This window comes from Sphingobacteriaceae bacterium, assembly GCA_002319075.1.
GTDB lineage: Bacteria > Bacteroidota > Bacteroidia > B-17B0 > Aurantibacillaceae > Aurantibacillus.
Genome location: NVQB01000001.1, coordinates 1,709,833 through 1,736,783 on the forward strand (window position 1 = coordinate 1,709,833; position 26,951 = coordinate 1,736,783).

Annotated in this window: 18 protein-coding genes; 4 read left to right on the top strand and 14 right to left on the bottom strand. The window is 38.2% G+C overall.

Going from position 1 to position 26,951, the window contains the following annotated elements:
* Positions 1–8 precede the first annotated feature (8 nt).
* The 3 genes from CNR22_07580 to CNR22_07590 are packed head-to-tail and all read right to left on the bottom strand — an operon-like array spanning position 9 to position 8,786.
* Positions 9–6,491 carry a hypothetical protein gene (locus CNR22_07580; GenBank protein ID PBQ31633.1) on the bottom strand — a complete coding sequence of 2,161 codons (6,483 nt, stop codon included), beginning with the start codon at positions 6,489–6,491 and terminating at the stop codon, positions 9–11.
* Between the two features lie 12 nt (positions 6,492–6,503).
* Complete coding sequence (locus tag CNR22_07585) at positions 6,504–6,935, bottom strand: hypothetical protein (GenBank protein PBQ31634.1); 432 nt, start codon at positions 6,933–6,935, stop codon at positions 6,504–6,506.
* Between the two features lie 27 nt (positions 6,936–6,962).
* A complete protein-coding gene (locus CNR22_07590) occupies positions 6,963–8,786 on the bottom strand; it encodes a hypothetical protein (GenBank protein ID PBQ31635.1) in 1,824 nt (607 codons plus the stop codon).
* A gap of 394 nt (positions 8,787–9,180) precedes the next feature.
* Between CNR22_07590 and CNR22_07595 the strand changes: the two genes are divergently transcribed.
* Both CNR22_07595 and CNR22_07600 read left to right on the top strand, forming a co-directional pair.
* On the top strand, positions 9,181–9,633 hold the full coding sequence (locus CNR22_07595) for a hypothetical protein (protein ID PBQ31636.1): 453 nt from the start codon (positions 9,181–9,183) through the stop codon (positions 9,631–9,633).
* A 412-nt stretch (positions 9,634–10,045) separates the two neighbouring features.
* Complete coding sequence (locus CNR22_07600; protein ID PBQ31637.1) at positions 10,046–10,822, top strand: 2-(1,2-epoxy-1,2-dihydrophenyl)acetyl-CoA isomerase; 777 nt, start codon at positions 10,046–10,048, stop codon at positions 10,820–10,822.
* Between the two features lie 127 nt (positions 10,823–10,949).
* On the opposite strand, the gene CNR22_07605 is transcribed toward CNR22_07600, so the two are convergent.
* The 4 genes from CNR22_07605 to nadE are packed head-to-tail and all read right to left on the bottom strand — an operon-like array spanning position 10,950 to position 13,029.
* Positions 10,950–11,462, bottom strand: coding sequence for a gamma carbonic anhydrase family protein (locus CNR22_07605; protein PBQ31638.1), 513 nt, complete (start codon positions 11,460–11,462; stop codon positions 10,950–10,952).
* A 2-nt stretch (positions 11,463–11,464) separates the two neighbouring features.
* Positions 11,465–11,770, bottom strand: coding sequence for a nucleoid-associated protein, YbaB/EbfC family (locus CNR22_07610; protein ID PBQ31639.1), 306 nt, complete (start codon positions 11,768–11,770; stop codon positions 11,465–11,467).
* A gap of 6 nt (positions 11,771–11,776) precedes the next feature.
* Complete coding sequence (locus CNR22_07615; GenBank protein PBQ31640.1) at positions 11,777–12,253, bottom strand: hypothetical protein; 477 nt, start codon at positions 12,251–12,253, stop codon at positions 11,777–11,779.
* On the bottom strand, positions 12,250–13,029 hold the full coding sequence (gene nadE / locus CNR22_07620; GenBank protein ID PBQ31641.1) for an NAD(+) synthase: 780 nt from the start codon (positions 13,027–13,029) through the stop codon (positions 12,250–12,252). Before nadE ends, CNR22_07615 begins: the two co-directional genes overlap by 4 nt.
* A 110-nt stretch (positions 13,030–13,139) precedes the next feature.
* On the opposite strand from nadE, the gene CNR22_07625 reads away from it, so the two are divergent.
* Positions 13,140–13,760, top strand: a complete 621-nt coding sequence (locus tag CNR22_07625) for a sprT domain-containing protein (GenBank protein ID PBQ34850.1) — start codon at positions 13,140–13,142, stop codon at positions 13,758–13,760.
* Here CNR22_07625 and CNR22_07630 read toward each other — a convergent pair.
* Positions 13,738–14,745 carry a hypothetical protein gene (locus CNR22_07630; protein ID PBQ31642.1) on the bottom strand — a complete coding sequence of 336 codons (1,008 nt, stop codon included), beginning with the start codon at positions 14,743–14,745 and terminating at the stop codon, positions 13,738–13,740. The genes CNR22_07625 and CNR22_07630 overlap by 23 nt on opposite strands.
* A 227-nt stretch (positions 14,746–14,972) precedes the next feature.
* Between CNR22_07630 and CNR22_07635 the strand changes: the two genes are divergently transcribed.
* The gene (locus CNR22_07635; protein PBQ31643.1) at positions 14,973–16,250 is read left to right on the top strand and encodes an aminotransferase; all 1,278 of its coding nucleotides are present in this window, start codon (positions 14,973–14,975) and stop codon (positions 16,248–16,250) included.
* 66 nt (positions 16,251–16,316) lie between these two features.
* On the opposite strand, the gene CNR22_07640 is transcribed toward CNR22_07635, so the two are convergent.
* From CNR22_07640 to CNR22_07665, 6 genes are all read right to left on the bottom strand, one after another.
* Entirely contained in the window at positions 16,317–18,437 is a 2,121-nt protein-coding gene (locus tag CNR22_07640; GenBank protein ID PBQ31644.1) for a hypothetical protein, read from the bottom strand.
* A 189-nt stretch (positions 18,438–18,626) separates the two neighbouring features.
* A complete protein-coding gene (locus CNR22_07645; GenBank protein ID PBQ31645.1) occupies positions 18,627–20,720 on the bottom strand; it encodes a hypothetical protein in 2,094 nt (697 codons plus the stop codon).
* Positions 20,721–20,853: 133 nt separating this feature from the next.
* Complete coding sequence (locus tag CNR22_07650) at positions 20,854–22,989, bottom strand: hypothetical protein (protein ID PBQ31646.1); 2,136 nt, start codon at positions 22,987–22,989, stop codon at positions 20,854–20,856.
* Positions 22,990–23,177: 188 nt separating this feature from the next.
* Positions 23,178–23,459: a DNA-binding protein gene (locus tag CNR22_07655; protein PBQ31647.1), complete on the bottom strand. Its 282-nt coding sequence runs from the start codon at positions 23,457–23,459 to the stop codon at positions 23,178–23,180.
* 241 nt (positions 23,460–23,700) lie between these two features.
* Complete coding sequence (locus tag CNR22_07660) at positions 23,701–24,657, bottom strand: methionyl-tRNA formyltransferase (protein PBQ31648.1); 957 nt, start codon at positions 24,655–24,657, stop codon at positions 23,701–23,703.
* Between the two features lie 60 nt (positions 24,658–24,717).
* The gene (locus tag CNR22_07665; GenBank protein ID PBQ31649.1) at positions 24,718–26,931 is read right to left on the bottom strand and encodes a hypothetical protein; all 2,214 of its coding nucleotides are present in this window, start codon (positions 26,929–26,931) and stop codon (positions 24,718–24,720) included.
* Between the last annotated feature and the right edge of the window lie 20 nt (positions 26,932–26,951).

Genomic DNA, 26,951 nt, shown 5'->3' on the forward strand with positions numbered 1-26,951 from the left:
ATTAGTTTTTAAAATGGGCCTGGAATTACGCTTCCTTGATAATAGAAAGTAGTTCTCCCATATGCTCCAGGATTAGAATAAAGTTGGTATAACTCCCAACTTGTCGCCCTACTGTATTTAAGACCCATCGCTCCTTCTGTTACTGCTTGCCAAGCATTTATCATACCCCCGCTTGGGCCTGTCATGTTAAAGTGGATCAAATTCTCACTTTGATTAATCGTCTGCATAAATTGCGATTCAAAATCCTGAGCACCCCAGGTTTTCCATGTAGTTCCATTAACACTACTTGCAAAATCGTCTAGATGTTCTGACACCCCTAAAGCAATGTTTTTGTCAACTTGTTGGTAGGCCATTGCAGTTGCTCGATACGGAGCTACCATTCCTAGAGTGAAGGCATCAAAAAGTCCATAGCCAAAATACGCAGCTGCTCCAATATAATCGCCTTGATCTAACAATGCTCCCGATTGTAGTGCCGGTCCCAGAACTGGAAGTGGAGAGCTGTAATATCCCCCATAGTCGAGACTAGTTGGCAGAGGAGCTGCTGAATATACCCTTTGATATTCCTGATTAGCCGACCCATAATTATAGTTGATATTGTAAGAATTGCCTCCGATATCCATAGAACTATAATTTGAAAAACCCGCTGGAGCAGGATCATACCTGCTATAGCCATAGTACGCCATCTCCCCTTGATATTGATTGGTAGCGTATACCGCAGTACCAACATTACTATACCAGGTATCAAGAGCATCTGCTGTTCCCGGCACTTCCTCGTAGTGTCCGGTAGGATCGCTGTATTTTAAAGGATTATTCTGGCAATATGCATAGATATTGAAAGTTTGGATGTTACTTTCATCTGTCACAATATTGTCTGCTTGTAAAAATCTTCCTAAAACAGGATCATAGATCCTTGCGTTCATATTGATCATAGAGAAATCCTCCAAGTGCTCATGAAGTGTAAATCCACGAATCATCTTTGTTGCAGCAGGAACATTCGTATAACTCCAATCAGATGGATTACGTCTGCGTCCCCAGGCATCGAAGGCGTATTCTTCTACAAGTGTTGGGCTACTCGTACTATTACTCATAAGAAGAACCGGGCTTCCCAGGTGATCGCTTACAACATAGTTTAATTGTGTGGTTCCATTGTTATTGAAGTACACGGCACATAAACCTGTGGGAGCCTGAATGTAGGTCCATTCTTTATATGTATTCGTAGTTTCCTCTCTGTCATAGCCTTCACTGTAGTACCTCGTGTATTGATTAGTACCTCCAAGAGCGTATTGCATTTTAATACGATTGTCACTATTTCCGTAAGTAAAATCCATTTGCTTATTGGTACTCATTTCACTGAGTTGGCTAACTTTTTCAAGATCGTTGTAAAGCATATTCAATGTATTAACGCTGATGTTACTGCTTGCGTTAGTTATTTGAGTAAGCGTAAATGGTTTTGAAGGATTGCTATAAGCATAAGTTCCTGCGTCAGATTTCTGCGTGATATTTCCAAGAATATCTATAGACACAGCCTGACCATTGTAAACTCCATTAGTTACTACATCTTCTTGCTGCCAGGACGACAACCTATTCATTATGTCGTAATTAAAAACATCCTTTAAAGTAACATTCGTAAGGTAATTATCAAACCTTCTTGAAAGAAGATTTCCTTTGATCAAATCATAGTCATAAGTTTGCTTATGTTTACTTCCATTCCCATGATTTATTTCTACAAGATAATTTAGATCATTATAAATATTTTTCGTCGAAATATTATTTCCATAAGTATATTCCTTAATCCTCCCCAAAGCATCTTTAGTCGTTAGTTGCCAAAGAGTTTGATTGTTAACATCAGTTATGGTAGTCAGATGTCCTAAAGAATTATATACATTTTTTGTAACTAATGAATTAGGATAAGTATGCTGAACCTCGCGACCATAAGAATCGTATGCATAATTGCTTTTCAAAATTTTATTTCCACTAGTTATCGTTTCTTTTGTTTCGGTGATTTGATTATAATTATCGTACAAATACTCAGTAGTACTTACAGGACCAGTTATCTTCTTTAGCTGTTCCATACCGTTCCCACTGGTAAAATACTCATACGTGCTGGTTCCACTTCCACTTCCTGTTCTTGTATCCACCCTCCCGAGAACATCGTAGATATAAGTAAATGTACCGGCTTGTTCATTGCTCTGCAATAGTTCTCCTAATGTACTATACTGATAAGTACTCGTTCCACGACTTGGATCTGTTACCTGAATTTTTTGGCCAAGGTCATTGTAAGTATTTGTATAAACAATATTCTGCGAAGGATTAGAGGGCGTGGTTAAAGTAGTGTTTTTTATTTGCCCATTACTAAAATAAGAATAGGTAGCTTTTTGTATCCGGCCGGGATAAGTATTTGTAACCAGTGTTAATTGTCCCGCTGAATTAAGAGAGTTGCGTGTTATAAGACCTGTTGATGAAGTCTTCTCGACAAAACAGCTATTGTAGGTGCTATTACTTGGTGTATTATAATTAGTTTGCGTAAAAATACCTGTATTTGTAGAGGCTGATCCGTTTACAGAATATGTGGTATTTCCGGTAGGACGATAATAAACATACTCATAATCGTAAACAGTTTTGAGATATTTGGTTTGCGAGGGATAATGAACTTCCGTCGTTTCAAGAAGAGTGCCCACAGGAAAGGTAGTTGTCATATCGTAGCCATTATCACTAACTACAATGCTACCAGCATAGTCTTGTGATTCACTTCGTAATTTTAAATTATTCCCTGTATAATATTCTTTTACATAAGGTTGCTGATCTGTCTCTGTTTTCAAAGAGTAAGCACCAATGATTTGTGAGTCGTAAGGATAGTTTGTAGGGCTTTCCCACGCATAAGTGATTTTACTTTGAGTGTTATTCGCAAAAAGAGTTTTTATCAGGCTTCCATAACCATTGTATTGATAATTAGTAATAAGGCCGGTTATATCTTTACTTTGAATCATTTTCCCAAAGAGTGGTTCGTAAGTGGATTCACTAAAATCTCCTAGAGCATTAATGTTTTTAATAACAAATCTTCCTGTTGCATCGTAAAGCGTTTCCGAAATCCTGCTAGTAATATCGGGAGCCGAGATAGTCACTTTAGTTGCTTGCCCAAAATTGTTAAAATTGGTGTAGGCAGTTGTGAGAATGTGACTACTTAAAGTTGAAATATTCTGATCATTTATAGTTGAAGTAAGCCGTCCTTGTGTATCATAAGTAAAAACTACTTCTCTTTCATAATTGGATTCTCCCGCTTGATTATTGATATTATATTGTCGAACCGGTTTATAAACTCCATTGTAAATTGCATAGGTAAAATTTTTTGTGCTAGTTAAGATTGGTGAATTTAAATTCCAACCTGCTTTTGAAGTTTGAACCTGTATATTTCCATGTGATAACATATCATACGTATACTCTTCGGATTTGCGTGTCGAGCCTAAAAAGTCTGTTGATTCTGTTTTTAAAAGTTGTGAAAAATAACCTGAAGTGTTTCTGGGCACGTAATTTACTTCACTTTGAGAAGAGGACATTATTTTTGTAGCATCTGGAAAATATGTATTTGAATTACTTAATCCGCTTACCACAGCATTGGTAAACTTTGACGTTTGCATTTTATATCCTGTCAGTAAAAAATAGGAAGGATCGACAGATGCGGTATTTACAGAACCTATCATTGTGGTAAGATCAATAGAACTTACTTCTCCAAAGCCCAAAAATCCACGACCAAATTGATGATAAGTAGGATCCTTATAAAGATAACGAATATTACTTTGAAATTGTCCTGAATAGCCGGAGTTCTTAAAAACATAACTTACGCAATACATATTCGGAAGAAGGATTCCAATTCCTCCAGAATAGCCCACACTAGTTAAAGGCCTTAGTATTTCATCTTTTATACCATTAGAAACACTAAAACGACTTGCAAGGTTCGCATACCTTATCTTAATGTTATTCCTAAAAGGGGTGTATATATTGGTTACGGAAAGCCGAGGTTCTCCATTAACTGTATTAGTTACCATAAAATTTGAGTTACTATCAAAATTTACATAATCGTAAATTCCATCTCCATTAAAATCGGCACTATGTATTTCAGTACCCATTAGAACTGAACCTTTGCCGAATCGCAGATGTATACGTTGGTCATCTGAAACGTCACGCGAAAACTGAAAGTGTGAAACACGATTTGCTTCTCCAATTTTCCAATTTCCTATATAACTTCCGCCTTTAATTATTAAGTCTCCGTAAGACAAATAAGAATAATATATTGTTGTATTGTTTACAGCATCTCTTTCATTAATAACAATATCTTGTTTACCGTCCGAATTTACATCTACGCAAGATATGTCAAAAAGATTGCTTCCGCCTAATGGTGTAAAGACTTGGACTAGTTCCGGTAACGAAAAATTATTTCCAGTATTTTTCATCATATACATACTTGAGTTATATTCATCTATGTAAACCAAGTCGTCAAGGCCATCGCCATTAAGATCACCAAAAGCAATATGATTACATAGATACTTATTGAAATTTGCATTATCAGTAAATGCTATTGTATTGTGTCCGGTTATGCTGGTGTAAAATGAAGTGCCTGTAAATTTATGTACATTAATATCTAAGTAAGTATTGTTGTCCACAACATCAATGTAGTCTGTAGCTAAATCCCCATCAAAATTAAATGGACGCATAAATGAGTAATGCGCCGCATTAAATGACTTTGTATAAGTATTACCACCAGTGGTTATAGAAATCCTTTCATTATCTATTATAACGTTGTCTGTAAGTCCATCACCTGTATAATCCCCAGCACTGAAATATAATTGTGGCGGCGAATTGTCTATATCAAAAGCTGTACTGGCTTCAGTAGTGGTTCCCAAATTAACTACCTGAATGTTGTTGTTTACATCCAAATATGTTTTCCAGAGAGTGTAATTATCAGACCAGTTAAAGCCTCCCGATGTTGTGGTAAGATCGGCCGTAATTGTGAATAACTCCTGTTTCCCATCTCTATTTTCGTCGCTTACGCTAGAAAAAATAACCGATTCGGTGTTCGAAATTTGATTTGCGTTGTCATAAATATTAGCAAAATTAATGGTTGTATTATTGCTGCCATAATTACTCAAAAATGTATTTTGATAAACGCGGTGTCGCCCAACCCCCGTTGATTCAGTATTCCAACATGCAAAATCCGAAAAACCATCACCATTAAAATCCACTGCGATTGTTCTCAAATTAACGTAGTCGCTTGCCGAAAAGTTTGCATCGACATTTTGCTGAGCTGTTTTTGTACCATCAAAATCATTCGGATTATTCCAACAAAATTTTGTGGGATTGAGTTCATTTCCGTTTGCATCAAGTTCTTTTACCGTCGAAAGGTAAGTACTACCATTCCACTCATAATCCAGAATATATTTCTTAAACATCGTGGTCCCAGCCCAGCAACAAATTTCCTTCATGAGTTGCGTCTGGTTAAATTCTTTGCCCAGAATGTAAGTCTTATTGTGTTCTGCCAAAGGAATGTACATAAAAGTAATCTTATTGTATGGGCTCAATGCTGCAGCTACATTTCCCGTATATTCAATTTTATCGATAACTACCTCTCCACTTAGCACTTTATAAGAGTAAGTCATATAGTTCCCAAACTCATCTTTAAATTCATTCAGATACCAAGTCAAAGTAGTGTTATCACCCACTCCTTTTAAACTTGAATTATTAGCATTTCCGTATTTTAAAATATTTCCATTTTTATCTTGTACTTCAAATCTTTCCGGTCCATTACCAGAAGTTCCAAAAGATGTAATGGTTGCGAAGTTCTCGGATTCAGTGTAGTAAGTTGTATTCGCCTGGCCATAAGAACCACTTAAAGCAAAAAGTCTGTTTCCATCTAAAGCATATACGTCGCTGGTAGCTAATTGTGGACTGCTAAAGTTACCATCATGCATAGGAATTTTACCCGTTCGACTGATAGCCGACAAACCCGTAAAGCTCCATCCCACACCTAACAAACCTAAGCCACCTTGACTATTGTAGCTGAGACCTAACCTTGGCTCTACTCCTCTGGTGCCGGGTGATACAGTTATGCTGATATTATACGATGCTGCTCCATTCTGCGTTACTTGAAAACCTCCAGCTGTTTCCCCAACAGGTTTGCTTAAATCAACTGAGGGAACACTTCCACAATCAATTAGGGTAGGATTCGATCCTGATCCTAGATAACCAGAACTAACAAATTGAGGGTTATTTCCAAGGCTAAGATTGAGTAGATTTGTTGCAGATGGCATTCCTGTAACGTATCCGTATTTAAATCCATCTTGCAGTTTTATACTTGTGACTGCTCTTGTGTATGTGTTGGTGGAAATGTAGGGAGGATTTGGTGTTGGGTTTGGAATTACAATAGTATTTGGAGGTGTTTGAGAGTAAATCCAAAAGCTAGAGAACAAAAACAATTTGAGTAAAATATTTCTTTTCATAATCTATGCAACTTATTTAGCAACAATAATTTTATAGCTTTTTCTTTCCTTATCTGAAAACTTAATCTCCATTATATAAATGCCATTAGCGAGATCACCTACACTTATATTTTTAGATTGACCTTCGTAATTGTCAGATTTGATAAATTGACCTGTAGCATTTATCAATTTTATTTCGCCGCTTTTCGAATTGGCCGGTATGGGCCCTTCAATAGTAACATGCGTACTTGCGGGATTCGGAAAAACTTTAATTTCATCTAAGAAGGTCGTGTCGGCTGTCTGTCCACTATAATTAAATTTCGCTCCTTGCCCGGGTACTACTAATAGCTTTCGCTCCGATAGGCCACCTCCAGCATTGTAAGAAAAGGATATTGTATTTTGCGAATGCAAGTTATCCAACGCTAAGAGATATATTGTAAATAAAAAGGCAAGTTTTAGTTTCATTTTAAGAAGATTAAGTAATTGGTATATCTATTTTTTAACTTCTAATGATTGGAGTCTTTTTTCCAAATCAATTATGTATAATGTTAGTTCTTCTATTTTCTCTTGTTGTTTTAAAAGCATTGTATTTACATTAATGCCCTTCTCTTCATAGGTACTAGCTTTCTCAAAGCCCGGCAGGTGTTTATTTTCGTGAATATATCTTTCTACTTCACCAATAGATTTTAAATCGTAATTTTTGTCGAATACATAATCCGGGAAGTTATTTACAGTTGTGATTTCTATTTCTCTTGCATAAGCAACACCATTTGTATTTACAACAAATATATCTTTTCCGAGTCCACTGTTTGCTGACATATCACGTATAGTAAACGCTCTATTCGCACTGCTGTAAGAATTAGGCATAGCCAATGGTGAGTAAACTTTAATTTCAGTGTATCCGGTATTATTTATGAAGAATGTTTCATTGTTTGAATTACTAGCATTAAAAATTGAAAACGCCTTTGTATTTGTTGTTTTTAATGAAGTGTATCCATTCGCTGCGATGTTGAAAGTTTGAGGCGTGCCGGTTGTTGCTGAGTTAAAAATCGTAATAGCATCAGTGTTTGTCGTTTTTAATGAAGTGTAGCCATTCGCAGCAACGTTAAATGTTTGTGGAGTTCCTGTCGTTGCCGCGTTAAAAACAGTAATTGCGTCAGCGTTATTTGTGCTGATTGTTGTTTTACCATCACCTCTAACACAAAATCTTTCTGGTCCATCTACTGTATTAGACGTTCCATTATGCACAACAAAAGCTTTGCTTGAACCCACTTGTTCAACAACCTTAATTCCAGCTTCAGAGCCTGCATGAAAAATCCTGAGTCCTGCATTAGCAGTAGCTGCTGGAGCATTGATAAATAAAGCAGCAAAACCCTGTTGAAAACTTGTAAGCGCTGTCCCTCCTCCTATTTGCACGTTTTGTGTCACATTTAAGCGTCCCGCTATAGACATAACTTTGTCAGTTCCAACAGCAAATGAAGCACCGTTGCCAAAAGCATAAATGTTCCTACCGCATTCTTTGTTAATATAAAGATCACCTTGTGCAGGGGTCAGAGAATTAGTGCCTTGGGTTTCGATAAAAGCGTTGTTTCCGTTGTGCCCAATGTTTATGTTTCCGAGCAGGGTGGTAGTATTATTTGCCGTATTTTCTTTTTTAACACTAATCATGTCACTAAAGAGATTTATGGTTGTTGGATTATACTGAGCTGGATTTCCATCTGCGCAATGGTCTACAATAGGCGGATTGTCTGTCGGGTGTTCATTACCGTTGCCAAAAGGATTATACACTGAACCTGGATTGGGGTTCTTCGGATGCGCGGTACCACCACCACCAAATGAAAATACTGCAGGTTGCCCAGCTGTACCGGGAGTATATAAGATAATTCCGTAATTAGTAGTTGGCCCAACATAGAAAGCACCACCAACCCGCATTGCATTCGCAACCTGTGCTCCTCCGTTTACATCAAGCTCTGTAGCCGGAGTAGATATGCCAACTCCAAATTTCGACCCCGTATTTAGGTAAGTAGTAGTGCCATCTGACGAAAAAGGATACACTCCTTCATATGCTTTTAATTGTCCACTTGCATCTACCTGTAAAAATCTATCGGCGGATCCTGCAAGATCGTTAAACTGAATCTTACCCGTAGTACTGATAGTCATACGCATGGTATTACTAGTGAAAAAATTTATAGGTTTTGCATTTGTAGTCCCGAAGTAAGGATTGCCAGCAATGTTGTTCAAACCGATGTTCCAGGTTTGCGAATTGGAGATTTGCGCCATAACAAGGCAGCCGAAAACAATAAGAATTTTCTTCATTTTTATAATTTTTTCAAAGTTTGTTCCGGGGAGTAGTGTGTGAGATCCGGACTAGGCTTTGGGTATAGTGAGCGCAAAAATAATATTTTAAAAATATTCTCAGGTTAAAAAATAGTTGAGATTTTTTATCACTGACTTAACTTCAAACTAAAAAAATTGGTCGTAGCCTTTATTCCTGTAGAGAAGATGCGGAATGTCTTAAAATAAAACAAGTTTTCATACAAATCATAAATTCGACGAATATTCAGTTTGTTTAGACAAATAATTAATTTTAATCGGCAGAAAAGTTTTCAAAAAAATTTTTATAGTCTACGAATTTTTACAATTTTCTTATTCGTCGAAAAACCTTGTATTTCAACAGATTGTTATTTACTTTAGAATAAAGGAGGTAAAAATGGAAAGCATATTTCACAGAGAAACCGTTCAAAAGTATATCGATCGTATTCATTCGCTGACTCCACAAACACAAGCGCAGTGGGGTAAAATGAATGTGGCGCAAATGCTGTCGCACTGCCAGGCGCCTATTAAAATTGCGTCGGGAGAACTCGTTCCTAAAATACATCCTGTGATCAAATTTCTTTTTGCTAAAAATGCAAAGAAACAATTGTTGAACGATCCTGAATTCAAAAGAAACCTTCCCACATTTCGTGAAGCAAAAGTGGTAGACCAGCGTGTGTTTGAAGTGGAAAGAACCCGGCTCGTAAATATGATCACAGAGTTTCAGCAAAAAGGTCCGGCAGGACTAACTAAAGCTCCGCATCCTTTTTTTGGCGAGTTGCAGGTAAGCGATTGGGATTTCATGCAGGTAAAACACCTCGATCATCATTTGCGACAATTTGGAGTTTAGCGTCCATTCAACCTCCATATTTATTTGCCTAAAGCTGATTTAACTTAGACCTTTAGTTTGTAAATTAGCAGGCTAAAGAATTAAAAAAACCAAGTACTTTGTCACATCGGGCCTAGTCGAATGTCACATTGAGCACGGCAAAAGAGTTACGACTCTTTTGAGCCAGCTTTGTGTTGCGTCGACTGTCACATCGAGCAGGGCAAAAGAGTTACGACTCTTTTGAGCCAGCTTTGTTGCGTCGACTGTCACATCCGGCACGGCAAAAGAGTTACGACTCTTTTGAGCCAGTTTTGTTGCGTCGACTGTCACATCGAGCGTAGTCGAGATGAGGCATCACCCCTAAAGTCGTTCTCGACTACGCTCGAACTGACAGGCTTAGCTTAAAATAACAAAAAAATATAAATTCAATACTATGTCGTTTATTCTCTCCGAAACAAAAACCAACGTTTTAATTCTCAAATTAAACCGCCCTGATAAATTCAACAGCTTTAACCGCGAAATGGCTCTGCAATTAATTTCCGAATTAGATAAAGCGGAAAAAGATAAAAACATCCGCGCCATAGTTATAACCGGAGAAGGAAAAGCATTTTGTGCCGGACAAGATCTTGTAGAGGCTATGGATCCTAACGGTCCCGGCATTGAAAGAATTGTGGAGGAGCATTATAATCCAATCGTTCTCAAAATTAGAAACATGGAAAAACCCATTATCGCCGCTGTAAACGGCGTAGCAGCTGGAGCAGGTGCAAACATCGCTTTAGCTTGTGATATTGTTTTCGCTGGAAAGTCTGCCAGTTTTATCCAGGCTTTTAGCAAGATCGGTTTGATTCCGGATAGCGGCGGAACATGGACACTTCCAAGACTTGTAGGCTTTAACATGGCAAGCGCTTTAATGATTACAGGCGACAAAGTAACCGCTGCAGAAGCAATGCAGTACGGAATGATTTACAAGATTTTTGACGACACTGATCTTATGGCACAAGCTATTATAAATGCGCAACATGTTGCAGCAATGCCAACAAAAGCCATTGGATATACTAAACGTCTTTTGAATCAAAGTTATAGTAATACACTTCAACAACAACTGGATCTCGAAAAACACATGCAGGTGCAAGCGGCAGATACACGCGATCACAAAGAAGGATTAAGTGCTTTTTTAGAAAAAAGAAAACCGGAGTTTAATGGCGAGTAACCACTAAGGCACGCAGAACACAAGGTGATGGGAGTTACAGGCCTTCATGCAAGAATTAAAAAAATAGCAAGATAAATCTTTACTTAATCTTTGTGTTTCTCAGTGGCCTTAGTGCCTTAGTGGTAAATTATTTAAACCAGCTGCTATACATCAAATAATTTTCAGCAATGCGGTTTATTTCGCCATGGATTAATTCCTGCGAAATGTCTTTTATCTTTTTTGCAGGCACGCCCGCAAATATGCAACCACTTGGAACTTTTGTGCCTTCCGTAACAACTGCACCCGCAGCAATAATGGTATTACTTCCAATCTCGCAGTTATCCATTACTATGGCTCCCATGCCAATCAAAACATTATCCTCTACTTTGCAACCGTGAACAATCGCATTATGTCCAACCGAGACATTATTACCTAAACTTACCGTTGTTTTTTTATAGGTACAATGAATCACCGCGCCGTCCTGTATATTTACTTTATTGCCCATGCGAATGCTGTTTACATCACCGCGCACTACGGCATTAAACCAGATGCTGCAATCATCTCCGGTTACAACATCACCCACGATGGTAGCGTTAGGTGCTACAAAACAATTCTCTCCCAACTTTGGAGAAATGCCATTTACTGGTAATATTACTGCCATATCTATAATCCTGGAATTAGCCCTGAAGCCGCGTCTTTCATGGCCGTCTCATTTACTTTATCTGCTTCACGAACCGCTCTGTTAAGTGCAATCAAAAGTTGCTCTTCCAACTCTTGTTTATCGCCATGTTGTAAAGCCCCGGAGATCGTTATATTTTTAAATTCTCGGTTGCCGGTAATTTCAATCTTGATGTCACCGCCTGCTCCTTCTGCCTTGATGATCGTGTCATCAAGTTTTAATTTAATTTCTTCTGAGCGCTGCTTCATTTCCTGAAGCTTGCCCATCATATCGCCCATTTTTCCAAACATCTTTTTTTATTTAAAATTAATATTTAAAACACCTTCTGTAAATTTATAAAACACACCATTATTTGTGTTTGTATCGGTGACACAATTAAAAGTTCCTATAAACTTTTTCAATGCACCATTGCTGGATGTATCTGTTTCAGTTATGGTAAGAGAACCTCGCCCTCTGAAATAGCGGCCATCTTTTTCATAAGTAAAAGATGGGTTTCCGAATGGTACCATGTTATAGGTTCCTGGCTTTAAAAAGCCGGTGATACTAAAAAGAAATCGATTACTACCCCCTTCACTAAAATTTACACCGCTCATCCCACCACTGGCATAAGTGTTTCCACAACTGGCACAACTAAAGTCGGTACCGTTTATTTTTACGCTAACTTGTTTACTTATCGCCCCTGCTGAAGGTTCTGGCTCTGGATCATTTTTCTTCTTGTCTTTACAAGAGATCAGGAAGAAAACAAAACTAAAAAGCAAAATCAATTGTTTCATTTTAAAAGTAGTTTAGGGATTTGACACACAGGAATAGGATCCATTTTATGTTTATTGGCTTTATTACGCGTCATATAAATTTCCATGACGTGTTTTTGTCTTTGGTCTAAATTATAAGTTTCTTTATTCTCCAGGTAGTCCATAGCCCACTCCAATTCTGGATAGGTAGCTCCTATCTGATCTTCATCTGTTCTACCATCCGCAAATAATCCGTCTGTTGGGCGAGCTGTTTGAATGGTTGTTACAACTCCTAATTCTTTTGCCAGCTCATAAACCTGACTTTTATTAAGATCAGCAATCGGACTTAAGTCCACACCACCATCTCCGTACTTGGTAAAAAAACCAACTCCAAAATCTTCAATCTTATTTCCTGTTCCTGCCACCAGTAATTTGTAGCGGGTTGCAAAAGCATACAAGGTGGTCATGCGGATGCGCGCTCTGGTATTGGCCATAGTTAGAAAATCCTGAATGTCTGGATTTAAAGCCTTCTCAAAACTTTCTAAAATGGGTGTTAAATCCACTTTCTCAGATTCAACATTTTCAAATTTTTGAGTCAGCCATTCAATATGTTCGTTACTTCTATCGAATTCTGTTTTAAATTGCCTTATGGGCATATTCACTGCAATAACCCTTTTGCCAGTCATAGCACAGAGTGTGGACGTAACTGCGCTATCAATACCACCTGAAATGCCTATTACAAAACCTTCTGTTCTTGAATTTTCTGAATAATTCTTCAACCAGCTTACGATGTGTTCTATTATTTTCTTTGATTCCATTAACTAAATAATGTTGGTAAAGTTAGTGTTTTGGGGTACCCAATTTATGCCAAAGATAATTAAATTTGACTGTGGATCTAAGGTCAGTTCAGTATCAGAAAAACTCGGAAATATTAAAAAAATATTTGCCGGAGCAAAGCGTAGAGAAGATTGCCGAATGGATTATTAAGTACGACTTTAAACTCAAAATAAAAAAAGAACGCAGTACGCGCCTCGGAGACTACACCGCTCCGCATGCTGGACTAAATCACACCATCACCATCAATCACAACTTAAACAAGTATGCGTTTTTAATTACGCTTGTTCATGAAGTGGCTCATCTCGTAACCTATAACCAATTTAAAAATTCAGTAAATCCTCATGGACGAGAGTGGAAACAGAATTTCCAGATCCTGATCCAACCCTTTTTGAATACAGATATTTTTCCGCTGGAAGTTTTTGCCGCTTTAAGAAGGTACATGGCTAACCCAGCTGCATCAAGCTGTTCAGACCTTAATTTGTTAAGAACATTAAAATTGCACGATGAACAATCGGACACGGTTTTTTTAGAATACCTTCCTACAAATGCAGTCTTTCTCTACAATGGATCACGTGTTTTTCAAAAATTAGAGAAAATAAGAAAGCGTTTTAAATGCCGTGAAATCAGTACGGGTGCCATCTACCTGTTTAACCCTCTTGCCGAAGTAGAATTATTTGACCCTGTTAGTTCTAACGCACGATCAGCTGGGTAGGCAATACCAGGTTGGATTTCGATAGTTGTTTTCCCGAAATAATATCTAATAACAAAGCGGAAGAACTCCTTCCAATTTCTTCTATCGGTTGTGAAACAGACATTACTTTTTTATCTGCAATATTAAAAAGTTCGATATCATCAAAACATGCGATTTCCAGGTTAGAAAATTTTTCGAATTCTTTTTTCCGAAGTGCTTTTAATAAAGAAACAGCAATGTGATTATTTAAAGCAAAAATGGCGTCAACGTCTGCATCGCTTTCTAATAGCTCTCTCAGACTTCTTTCAACATCTTCATTAATGTGATCGAATGTTATGGCCTTAATTAAATTTTCATCTTGTTTTAGTCCATGTTTTGTAACCGCGGTTTTATAACCATTAACCCTGTCCTCAATCGTACTGAGGTACAACGGCGTTACGGCAAAACAGGCAATCTTTTTACATCCTTTTTCTACAAGGTGATTTATTATATCAGAAGAACCCCCGTAGTTATCAATTACAACATAGTTGGCATTGAACAAAGGCACAATTCTGTCAATAAAAACAATGGGCGTTTTAGAAAAACGGGCCTGCTCATAAAACGCTGAATTTTTAAACGTCGATGCTACAATCAGGCCGTCTACCCCTTGTTGATTTACCATCATCTCTACCAGGAGTTTTTCCCGTTCTTCGTTTTCCTCAGTGCTACAAACCATCAGATTGTATTCGCTTTCAAAAAGAACATTTTCAATACTCTTTGCAATGGTTGAATAAAATGGATTGGCAATGTCGGTTACAATTAATCCCACAAAATAACTCTTACCTGTACGCAGCGATTTGGCAAATTTATTAGGCGTGTAATTCAGCTTTGCTATGGCATCCAAAACAGTTGCCTGCGTTTTTTTACTGATGCCATATTGATTCCCTTTTCCATTCAAAACCATGGATATCAGGGTTTTTGAATAACCAAGCTTCTTCGATAAATCCTCTAACTGAAGTCTTCTCATACGATAATTAACGCTTTAAATTGCTTTGAAAAGGAGGCGGTAGTGTTTAAATTTCAGCTAATATATTGATTTCTTTAATTTATTAAAAGGATTTAGATTTTTGAACCCCCATTCTACTCTTTGTCAAAAAAACGCTGAAAACAAGCGCCGGTATCGTTGTCGTAATTTGTGATTTAAAATTTACCTTAAAAAGCGCAATAAATTATACCTTGCGGAAAATTTTTATGATGAAGGTCTCTAAAATAGCCGAAAATATTATTGGCTCAGAAATTATTAAGCTTGCAGCTGAAGTAAATGAAAAAATTAAAAACGGAGAAAAAATTTACAATCTTACCATTGGTGATTTTAACCCGAAAGAGTTTCCCATTCCTGCAAAGCTAAAGCAGCTTATCATTGACGAGTATACAAACGATCAAACGAATTATCCCGCTGCCGACGGAATGCTGGAACTGCGTCAGGCAGTAAGCGGACTCTTAAAAGAAAGAGCTTCCCTTGATTACAAAGCAGACGAAATTTTAATTGCAGGTGGTGCCAGACCCATCATTTACAGTATTTTCAGAGCATTAGTAGATGCTGAAGATTCTGTATTGTTTGCCACACCTTCGTGGAACAACAATCATTACACCTATCTGAATGGCGCAAAACCAATAATGATAGAGGTTTCGCCTGAACAGAATTTTATGCCGACTGCGGCCGATATTAAACCGCACATTGGCGAAGTAACTTTTATCGCCTTGTGTTCGCCACAAAATCCAACAGGCACAGTTTTTACAAAAGAAGGTCTTGAAGAAATCTGTGATCTTATTCTTGCGGAAAATAAAAAAAGAGGTCCTGATAAAAAACCAGTTTACCTTATGTACGACCAGATCTACTGGGCGCTTACAAATACAGGCATTAAACATTACGACCCGGTAACACTTCGTCCGGAAATGAAAAATTACACTTTGTTTGTGGATGGGATTTCTAAATCTCTGGCAGCTACCGGCGTGCGCGTTGGATGGAGCATGGGTCCGAAATTTATTATCGATAAAATGAAATCCATTTTAACGCACGTGGGCGCATGGGCGCCAAAAGCAGAACAATTGGCTACAGCAAAATATTTATCAGATTTAAAAGAATACGATGCCTTTCTTGTTGAACAAAAACATAAGATCAATGCCCGCCTCGATGGCTTTTACAAAGGTTTGATGGAATTAAAAGCAGAAGGTTATCACGTTAACGCCATTAGTCCGCAAGCTGCAATCTACCTAACAGTCCAATTTGCTTTGCATGGTCAGACTACTTCCGAAGGAAAAGTTTTAGAAACAACAAAAGATGTTACAAAATATTTATTGGATGAAGCGAAATTAGCAATCGTTCCTTTCTATGCTTTTGGATCTTCCGAAAAATCAAACTGGTACAGGCTCTCAGTAGGTACCTGCAAACTGGAAGATGTTCCTGCAATCATTTCAAACTTAAGATTAGCGCTTGGAAAATTATCCGGAGTAGCTGAACTGTCTAAATAAAAAAACATTTAAAGCAAAACCCCGCTCCCTACTCAGGGGCGGGGTTTTTTATTATTGAAAAAGGACTTATTCAATAATAAGTTTCTTAGTAGTGCTTGCATTATTTATAGTCACATTCACCAGGTAGATGCCGCTGGCAAGTCCGTCTAATTCAAAGTTAATAGCATTAGACCCAATAGAACCCTCAACTGTTTTTGATTTCACCTGCTGACCCATTAAATTCATAACGCTGATTTTTATTTTAGAATTATCTTTAAGATCAATAGCTAAGGTCGCATTGCTTTTAGTTGGATTTGGATAAATGAAACTTTCTTTCACACTGTTAAGCGTGTTTTCCGCTAAACCAACACCATCGTAAAGAAATTCCAGAGAAGCGCATGCATACCAATGGGTGTTTGGTCCAAGTTGCGAATACGGATCACTGTTTGATACCGTTATCGGAAGCATTAGCACGTCGCCAAAGTCAGTAGAACTAACCAGTTTACATTTCGGCGAAACAAAGTGACAGGACGCGTGCCCCAGAACTTCTGAAGCTTCTCCCGTGAGATCCAATTCAATAGGATTTATTTTTCCTGTTTGAACATTGAGCAGCCTTGCTTTAATATTTGGAAGAATGTTCCAGCTTGTTTGGGCATCGGTAAAAGAAGTGTCCGACTCGCTCCACGTATAAACAATGCGTTTGCCATCCGCAGTTCTGCTCATTTGCAAACGGGCATCCTGGCGAAATTTAGCATTTGCTTTCTGACCATCTTTATCCCATGGGTTAAAATCATACCCGGGCGATCCTTCAGTTGCGCTTGGGGCCTCACTTGACATGGAATCTACTAAAATATGCGACCAGCTGGGTGACGAAGTATTTGCTCCATCATAAATAAAATCGTAGAGGTAAGGATGGAATAATCTTTCGTGTGCCCATAAATACTCTTGTGATTTAAACTGAACAATAAAATCAAGGGAATCTTTATGATCGCTTGGATGTGAAATTATTGTACTGAAAATATGCAGTTTGTTTCCAGCATCAACGGTGCAATCCATGCCTTCTCCCCAAAAAAAGTTAGGAACTTTTAAAGTGCTGTCATTTGTTACACCTACCAGCGGACGCTTTACATCATTAAATGCATTCGAATTAAAGTCAATACCATTTTCCAAAATCCACGTTAATCCAGCATCCAGTGTTTTATAAACTATAGGTTGAAATCCAACATTAGAACCGCTTGCACCTATTCTAGCTCCCATTACAACAATGTAACCTACTGTACCTTGCTCATTCCACGCCATCATAGGCCGTGAAGAAAAATTAGCAGTATTGTTCCTAGCATTAATAGTAACAGGTACCGGAAAGTGGCGTCCGGACCAATTAAAAACCCCATTATTAAAAACTCCGGTAACAAGCATCAGCGCCGTATCTGAAGAAGGTGTTGTACTATAATTGGTTATACCTGCCAACACCCGCATTTTTCCGTCATCTGTTGCAGAAAAACCGAAGGCTGCAAAATCATGTCTGCCAAGGGTAGCACTGTAGGGCCCTGCCGTTGGCATATATTGTACTGCATTAGATAGTGTAGAAGGCGCGTTGTTGTAAGTACCTGCCCCTAGCTTTTTACTTGCGTACCAATTACCAGTCCAATCGGTTGCGCCCAGTTGCGTGGTTGCTCCGCTACCCACCATATAAGCACTATCTATGTTCGTATTTCCTGGAGGATTGTAAATTGCACCGCCTGGATATCTTGCCCATTCTGTTGCGTTCACCCACATGCAGGTGCTGTCCCAGTTTTCACCACAATCTTTTGAGATCATTGTAACTATGGTTCCATTCTCTGCATTTACCGGAACTGTTGGAGACGAAACATACGTGCGCGATTTACGATGAATAAACGTAACAGCATTTAGTTCGTCATTCCATTGCAGCGGCTTTACATAACTGTTGCTCGATCCATAAATATTCATAGAAGATGTAAAACTGTTCCAGACAATTGCGGAAGAATTTTTCTTTGAGCCTCTTGTCAGATTAGCATGAGAAGCGCCGTTTGAGTTAATAGGAATTGCACTTTCACTCGCTCCATATTTGTAGTTCATGATTGTACTAACATCTACCAGATGCCTGGCAGGTCTTGTTTTCTTGGGTGTTTGCGAAAAAGCACTGAAGGTTATCAGTAAGGCTGATGCAAGAAGTAACTGTTTTTTCATATCGGGTAAATTTTATATAATAATATAACCGAAAACCTCTTTTACCTAGTTGTATTATACATCGAGTATACTTACTGATACAAGTGGTGACAAAAAACAAAATAATGGTAACTGCATTTTAATGTTTTAAATAAAAAAAGCCGTCCTCAACAATGTTGTGGACGGCTTTTTTAAAGAAGAAAAATTGTATTACTCGATAATTAGTTTTTTAGTACTTGATGCGTTATCTACTTTAATGTTTACAAAATAAACACCACTTGATAATCCGCTTAGCTCTGCACTAACAACATTAACACCTGTTTGACCTTGTGATTGCACAGCTTTTACCACTTGTCCAATAGTATTTAAAATCTCAACCTGAACTTTTGAAGAGTTCACAAGATTTAATTTTACACTCACACTATTTTTCGCAGGATTAGGGAAGATAGAACTGTTCGCAGCAATAGTATTCTTATTTTCTTTAATTCCGTCGATAATGCCGATTGGCTTTTCAAATTCCAGAGGAGAACAAGAATAATAGTGTTGATTCGTTGTAGTTTGCGCATACGGCGAACTATTTGAAACAGTCATAGGAAGATTTACTGTAAATTTATCGACTGTCTGCGCTAGTTTAAATTTCGGTGAAACAAAATCATACATGGCGTGACTTGCTACTTCGGCTCCGCCGTCGAGCGTTGCATCAATTTCTGTTGGACTTAATGACCCGGTTACTACATCAAATAAACGCGCTTTAATATTTGGAAGTACGTTCCATTTTTTTTGTGCATCGGTAAATGCTGTATCAGACTCAGCCCAGGTGTATATTAATTGTTTTCCATCAGGAGTACGGCTCATTTGTAAACGCGCATCGATTCTAACCTTTTGGTTCGTTTGTAATGGATCCATATCCCATGGATTATCAAGATATCCTTTTCCAGTCGAAACTCCCGCAGGACCTTCAGAAGACATAGAGTCAATTAACATATGAGACCATGAGGGTGTGGCATTATCTCCATCGTAAGTAAAATCCCAAAGGTATGGTCTGAAACCTGCTGTGTGTGGCCATCTATAACCTTCCGCTCCAAAAACTGTAGTATAACCAATAGAATCCGGATCGTTACTGTATTGTCCGATAACAGTAGAGAAAATGTGTAATTTATTATTAGCGTCTACTGCACAATCAATACTTTCAATCCAGTTGAAGAAAGGCACTTCAAGCGTGCTATCTGTTTGTACAGTTGATAAAGAACGTTTCACATCTTTATAAGCCACATTATTAAAGTCAATGCCGTTTTCTAAAGTCCATGTAACTCCAAAATCGGTTGTTTTATAAACGATGGGTTGGTAACCTACGTTAGAACCTGTAGCTCCTAATCTTGAACCAAGAATTAAAACATAACCTACTTTTCCCGATTCATTCCATGCCATCATTGGTCGTGAAACAAAGTTCTCGCTGTTATCAGTAGGAGCAACAGTTACAGGAGGATCAAAAACATGCCCTGTCCAATTAAATACACCATTATTATAAGTTCCTGTAACAAGCATTATAGCTGTATCCACATCTGTTACATGATTAGTAATACCAGCCAATGATCTCATTTTTCCATCATCGGTTGCACTAAAGCCATAGGCAGAAAAATCATGCATACCAAGATTTGAATAGGTGTTTGTAGAAACGTAATATTGAACTGCACCTGGTACCGCACTAATTGTTGAATTATAATTAGCGGTTCCCAAAGGTTTGCTGGCGTAAAAATTTCCAACAAATCCCGAACCAAGAGTAACAGGACCTGTAGTTACAATGTGCGCATTATTAATATTTGTATTCCCTTGTGGATTATAAATTGCACCTTGAGGATAACGACCACGATTGACCGCGTCTGCATAAACAAGTGTGCTATCCCATGTTGTACCGCAATCAAGAGAAATCATAGTAACGATCGAACCTGATTGGGTATCAGTAGTAGTTCCGTTGTTTGAGTAAGTAGGGCTCTTTCTGTGAACAAAAGTAACTGCGTTTAATTCATCATTCCATTGTAAAGGCTTACAGTAAGGAATTACAACGCCATAAATGTTCATTGAGGCGGTGAAGTTTTGCCAGGTGGTAGGAGAACTAGGTTTCGCTGCCGAAGCGTGAGGCTTTACCTCATTTGTAACAGCCGTAGGAAAGGCTTCATCTCCGAATTTATTTTGGGCAATAATCTTTGAATTTACCAATCCCGATGGTCGCGGCTTTTGCACGTTTTGTGAGAAGGCGCTCATTGCTGCAAATAAGACCGATCCGAGAAGTAAGTGTTTTTTCATGGTGTTAGTTTTTCTTTTAAATTATCAATTCTCTAAGGTACAAAATCCCTACCCATACAAGTCTTCACGAACGACCACTTATAAAAAAAGCCGCCCCACTTATGGGGCGGCTTCTTATATTAAAACGATAAGCTTATTCTATCACCAATTTCTTAGTGCTGCTAGCAGTGTTAACTTTTACATTAACAAAATAAATACCGCTGGATAAACCATTCAAGTCAACGTTGAATGAATTTGTTCCTGTTTGTCCTTCAGAACTAATAGTTTTAACAACTTGTCCTACTGCATTCATAACCTGAATGTTTACTTTAGAATTTGATGCAAGATCCATTCTTAAAGTTGCATTGTTTTTAGCAGGATTAGGGTAAATAGAACTGTTATTAGCGCTGTTAGCACTGTTTTCAGCAATGCCTACCGGATTTGTAACAGTGCCTGTAGTTGCAGGACGTTCGAAATCCATTTGTGCACATGCATACCAGTGTTGATTAGTAGTTAATTGTGCATAAGGAGAGCTATTTGAAACAGTTGTAGGAAGATCAACCGTAATTTGATTAGCTGTTCTTGATACCAATTTAAATTTTGGAGAAATGAAGTGGTACATAGCGTGACTGGCAACTGCAGCAGCTCCATCAATAGTTAAATCGATTTCAGTTGGACTTAAAGTATCATCGTCTACATCAAATAAACGTCCTTTGATGTTAGGTAATACATTCCATTTTTTCTGAGCATCTGTAAATAATGTATCCGATTCAGCCCATGTATACAATAATTGTTTTCCATTAGGCGTGCGGCTCATTTGTAAACGTGCATCAATTCTTACTTTAGCATTCGAATTTGTAGCATCTGCATCCCAAGGATTATCACTATAACCTGCACTACCAGAAGTTCCTGAAGGACCTTCAGTAGACATAGAGTCAATTAAAATATGTGACCATTTTGGCGTAGCATTGTCACCATCATAAACGAAATCGTATAAGAATGGATGAGCTGTTGCTTCGTGTGGCCAAAGGTATAATTCTGTACCCCATTGATTAATGAAATTTAAAGAATCTGGATCGCCACTTGCATGCCCTAAAACAGAAGTGAAAATGTGTAATTTATTATTTGCATCAACAGCGCAATCAATTCCTTCACCCCAATAGAAATTAGGAATAGTATCTCCACCAACAGAAGTTGGCCAGATGCGCATTTTTACATCATTAAAAGCTCCAGAATCAAAATTGATACCGTTCTCTAATGTCCATGTAACACCGAAGTCAGTAGTTTTATAAACGATTGGTTGGTTACCTACGTTAGATTTGGTTGCACCTAATCTAGAACCCATAATAACTACATAACCAACTTTCCCTGTTTCGTTCCATGCCATGATTGGACGTGAAACCCAGTTTTCTGTATTGTCAGAAGGAGATACTGTTGTTGGCGGATCAAAAACTTTTCCAGCCCAGTCAAAAGTACTTGTACTAGTGTTAAAAGTACCTGTCATTAACATAACAGCAGTATCTGAGGTAGAAATATCATCTGTAATTCCAGCTAACACTCTTACTTTTCCATCATCTGTGGCGTTAAACCCGTAAGCAGCGAAATCATGTCTCGAAGGAATGTTTGCGCTCGCACCAGTAGAAGTAGTGAATACTTGCTGCGCACCAGGTGCAACAGGAGGAATATTATCATAAGTTCCTAATTTTTTACTTGCATAAAAGTTACCAATCCATGTTGTTGTATTAGCACCGGTTGTTGGACCAGCAGCCACTACATAAGCATTATTGATATTAGTATTTCCTGCAGGATTATAAATAGCACCACCTGGGTAACGGCCCCAATGTGAGTTATTTTGGAATACTGCTGTACTATCCCAGGTAGTTCCGCAATCTAAAGAAATCATCGCGTTAATTGCACCCGTTGCTGCAGTAGATCCTGGAGGAGGTGAAGTTACATAAGTTGGAGATTTTCTGTGAATAAACGAAACTGCGTTTAATTCATCATTCCATTGTAAAGGTTTACAATAGCTGATAATTACACCATAAATATTCATAGAGGACGTAAAGTTTTGCCATGTAATCGAAGTGTTTTTCGATCCGCTTGCTACTGCTGGTGCAGAAGGGTTAACCGGATTAACATTCGCTACAGGAGCCATACTCTCTTTGCCGAATTTTTGTTGAGAAATGATCTTGGTATTAATCAAGCCCGTAGGCTTTTGCTTAATACCACTTTGTGAAAAGGAACTTATTGCTGCTAATAAGACCGATCCGATTAGTACTTGTTTTTTCATTATTGTTTGTTTTAAAGTAGTTTGTTAGTGAACTATATTCTACCAAATTTATGTTATTTTTCTTTAACTCACAAACCCACATTCATTAAAATCATATAAAATCTGTTATAAAATGGCGAAGCTGAGAAAAGTCAAACAAAAAAGGCCGCCCTTTGCAGGGCGGCCTTCTCAACTCAAAAGAGCGTAAATTATTTTGATTTGTTTACAGTTCCTGCTAAATCAGAACCTGCTTTAAATTTTACTACTTTTTTAGCAGCAATTTTAATTTCTTTTCCTGTTTGTGGGTTACGGCCTGTTCTTGCAGCGCGTTTAGCAACTGAGAAAGAACCAAAACCTACTAAACCGATACGATCGCCTTTTTTTAAAGCTTTGTGAATCGCTTCGATTGTAGAATCTAAAGCACGACCAGCGTCAGCTTTTGTTAACTTTGAACTAGATGCGATTGCATCAATTAATTCTGCTTTGTTCATTTTTTAATTTTTTAGGGTTAAACAATTAATATTATGAACACAAACATAATAGCTTAAACCGCGTTTGTCAAGTCCTGCGCTCCAAAAAGCGGCGTTTTTGTTGATAAATTGGCATTTTGTTGATAAGTACGGGCTGTATCTAGCTTCTAACAAGGGTTCAGCCCACTAAATGCAATACAGAGGCTTATTAGTAAGGCCTGAAGCCCCTGATTACTGCGTAGCCCTTGCAAATTAACTTACATCAGCTCAGCCTTGTGCCCGAAATTACTTTAAATCCTCTAAGAAAATCAGCCACCATCATTCTCTTTTTCCCTTGTAACTGAAGCTCAGTAATATCGAGATAACCCTCGCCTGCGAAAACTCTTAAAAAGGTTTTGTTATCGGTAAGCAGAGAACCGTTAGTATTCTCGTGAGAAATAACTGTGTACTTACTGCTAAATAGTTTTAACGACAATGGAGCCTGGCCCTCAGCGTGTATCTCCGTGTAAGCAGTTGGGTGCGGACTTAAGCCTCTGATAAGATTATAAATTTCAATCACTGGTTTCTCCCAGTCTATCCTGCAAGATTCTTTAAATAACTTTGGAGCGTGACACGTTTCTTTATCGTTCTGTTCGAGGAAAGTTAGTGCTATTTTAGCATTCGTACTTTCTTCAATGGCTCTTACCGTTTTTACAATTAACTCAGAGCCTGTTTTCATTAATACATCGTGAAGTTCACCGGCATTCATTGTTTCGGTTACCGGTACTTTTTCTTTGAATAAAATATTGCCTGTATCAATTTCATGCTTAAGTTTAAATGTGGTTACCCCAGTTTCTGTTTCGCCATTTATGATGGCCCAGTTAATAGGCGCTGCACCGCGATATTTGGGCAACAGTGAAGCGTGAAGGTTATAAGTGCCTTGTGTAGGCATGTTCCAAACTACTTCGGGCAACATTCTGAATGCTACAACAATCTGCAAATCTGCGTTCAAATTTTTCAGTTCATTTATAAAATCCGGATCTTTTAATTTCTCAGGCTGGAGAACTTTTAGATTATTTTCTAAAGCAAATTTTTTAACTGCCGACTGGTGTAGCTGTTGCCCCCTACCGGCAGGTTTATCTGGCGCAGTAACAACACCAACAATATTAAAATTATTTTTCAGAAGACTCTCGAGGCTGGCTACCGCAAATTCGGGAGTGCCCATAAAAACTATACGCATATTTATAATACTAAAAAAGCCGCTCCAGTTGTGAAGCGGCTTTAATTAAATTTTTGAAAATTATTCTATAACGATTTTTTTAGTAGCTTTTTCGTTATTCGTTTCAACCGTTAGGAAATAAACACCTTTAGGTTTATTTGATAAATTAATAACGTTTTCTTTTGTGTTTTTTACAGCTTTGTCTTCGTAAACAACAGCACCAAGAATGTTAGTTAATTTTACTTTGTACGTATCTACAGAAGCAGGAAGAGAAACCGAAATTTGATCGTGTGCTGGATTAGGGTAGATAGACAGTACATTTGAAAGGCTAGTGTTTTCAGCAAGACCTACATAATTACAAGTATACATTTCTTGAGTGATTACCTGTGTAATGGTAGCAGTTCCTGAAGCATTTCTTACTTTCACTGTAATAGTATAGTCACCTGTAGCCGCAGCGCCTAAACCAACTCTTACGTTAGAAGAAGATACACCACCTGTGTAAGTAACGTTTGCAGAAGGTGCAACACTCCAGGTGTAAGTCATACTTCCACCTACCGGGTTAGCAAAACTTGCATTTGTAGTAAATGTGCGGTTCGCATTACAGTTAAAGTTAAATCCAATTGAGCCAGTTGCAACACATGGTGCAGCACTTACAGTTTGTGTAGTTGAAGTAGAACCAGTAGCGTTAGTTGTTACAAGAGTAATTGAATAAGTTCCTGTAGTACTAAAAAGAAATGCTGGATTAGCTGCAACCGGTGACGGAGTAATGGTAACGTTTGAAGGCGATACCGACCAAAAATAACTTGGTGAAGGAGAACCAGTACTTGAGTTGTTAGTTACAACAGAAACGTTGTTACAAGCATTTGCAACTGAGAAACTAGAAACAGGAGCTGAACAAGCAATAACGTTAATTACGAAAGAACTTGTGTTAGCTCCAATAGTGTTAGTTGCAGTTAAAACTACCGTGTAAACATTTGCAGAAGGGAAAGTAATCGTTGGAGCCGAAGCTGTGTTACTTGATAAAGTTGCACCAGAACCAACTACAGACCAGCTATAGCTTAAAGAAGGCGAACCCAAAGAAGTATTTACAGGAACAACAGTTGAAGCCGAACTTCCGATACAAATTGTTGGAGGTAAAGAGAAAGCTGCTGAAGGAGATACTGTTCCGCTGATAGCGGTACCAGTGTATTTCCAAACATTTGTAAAATTGTTAGAGTTAGCGTCTGTAAAATCAATTCCGCCTGCCCATCCAGTGGTACCATCAACGAAATCGCCAGTTACATAAGGTATACCTGTGCTACCCCAGTCAGTCCAGGTTACTCCATTATCTGATGAATAAGAAATTTTTGAATTTGTACCAGCGTCATAAGAAACGAGGTATCCTGTTCCCGGTATCGGAGTGATATCCCAGGTACCCATATTTGTTGGAACCGGAGAAATTTGTGACCATGTAGCCCCACCATCAGATGTATGCCATAATTCCTGAACAGAACTAGCGTTAACTTCGATACAAACCCCGTTTAAAGGACTTGAAAAAGCAATTTCAGTAATCGTGTTAGTTGCTATTCCACTTACTGGAGAAGCACTATAAGTAATCCCTGCATCCGTAGTGCGGAACATTCTGTCTCCATTAGTTCCAAACCATAAGTTAGATGTTCCTACTTTTGCGTAAAGATTTACAATGGCAAATTCACCAGAAGTTGGATTAGGAATGTTTGCTCCTGGAGTTAAAGACCAGGTAAGACCTGCATCTGTACTTCTCCATAATTCAAACTCACCATTAATCGGGTCACCATTAGCTATAGCTACTGAAGGAGTTAAGAATGTTATAAAATTTGCAAATGAAGTGGTATTTGTAAACATACCTGAAGCAGTCATGTTAGACCAGGTTGCTCCACCGTTAGTAGTTCTGTGAATTGCTCCACCACCTTGACCAGAGCCCGGACCAACTTTTTTAAAGGCACAAACCCATGCAGTGTTTGCATCGATACCTTCCATGTTACCAATTACATAAGTATTTGTATCACTGTAAATAGTTCCACCGCTAAAGGTAACACCCGCGTTAATACTACGTGAATACCAGTTATAATTACGACTTGGAGCGTTCAGATCCCAACCTGTAACCCAAACAACATTCGCATCAACAGCATCCATAATTTTTACAGATGGAAGCAGTGCAGTAGTAGGGTTAGGGAATATGGCGTGTTGATTGGTCGCCCATGATGGAGAAGCAACCTGCGCGAACACAGTGCTTACAGCAACAGAGGCAATAATTGATAGTAGTTGTTTTTTCATTTGTCCTTAATTTATTTTAA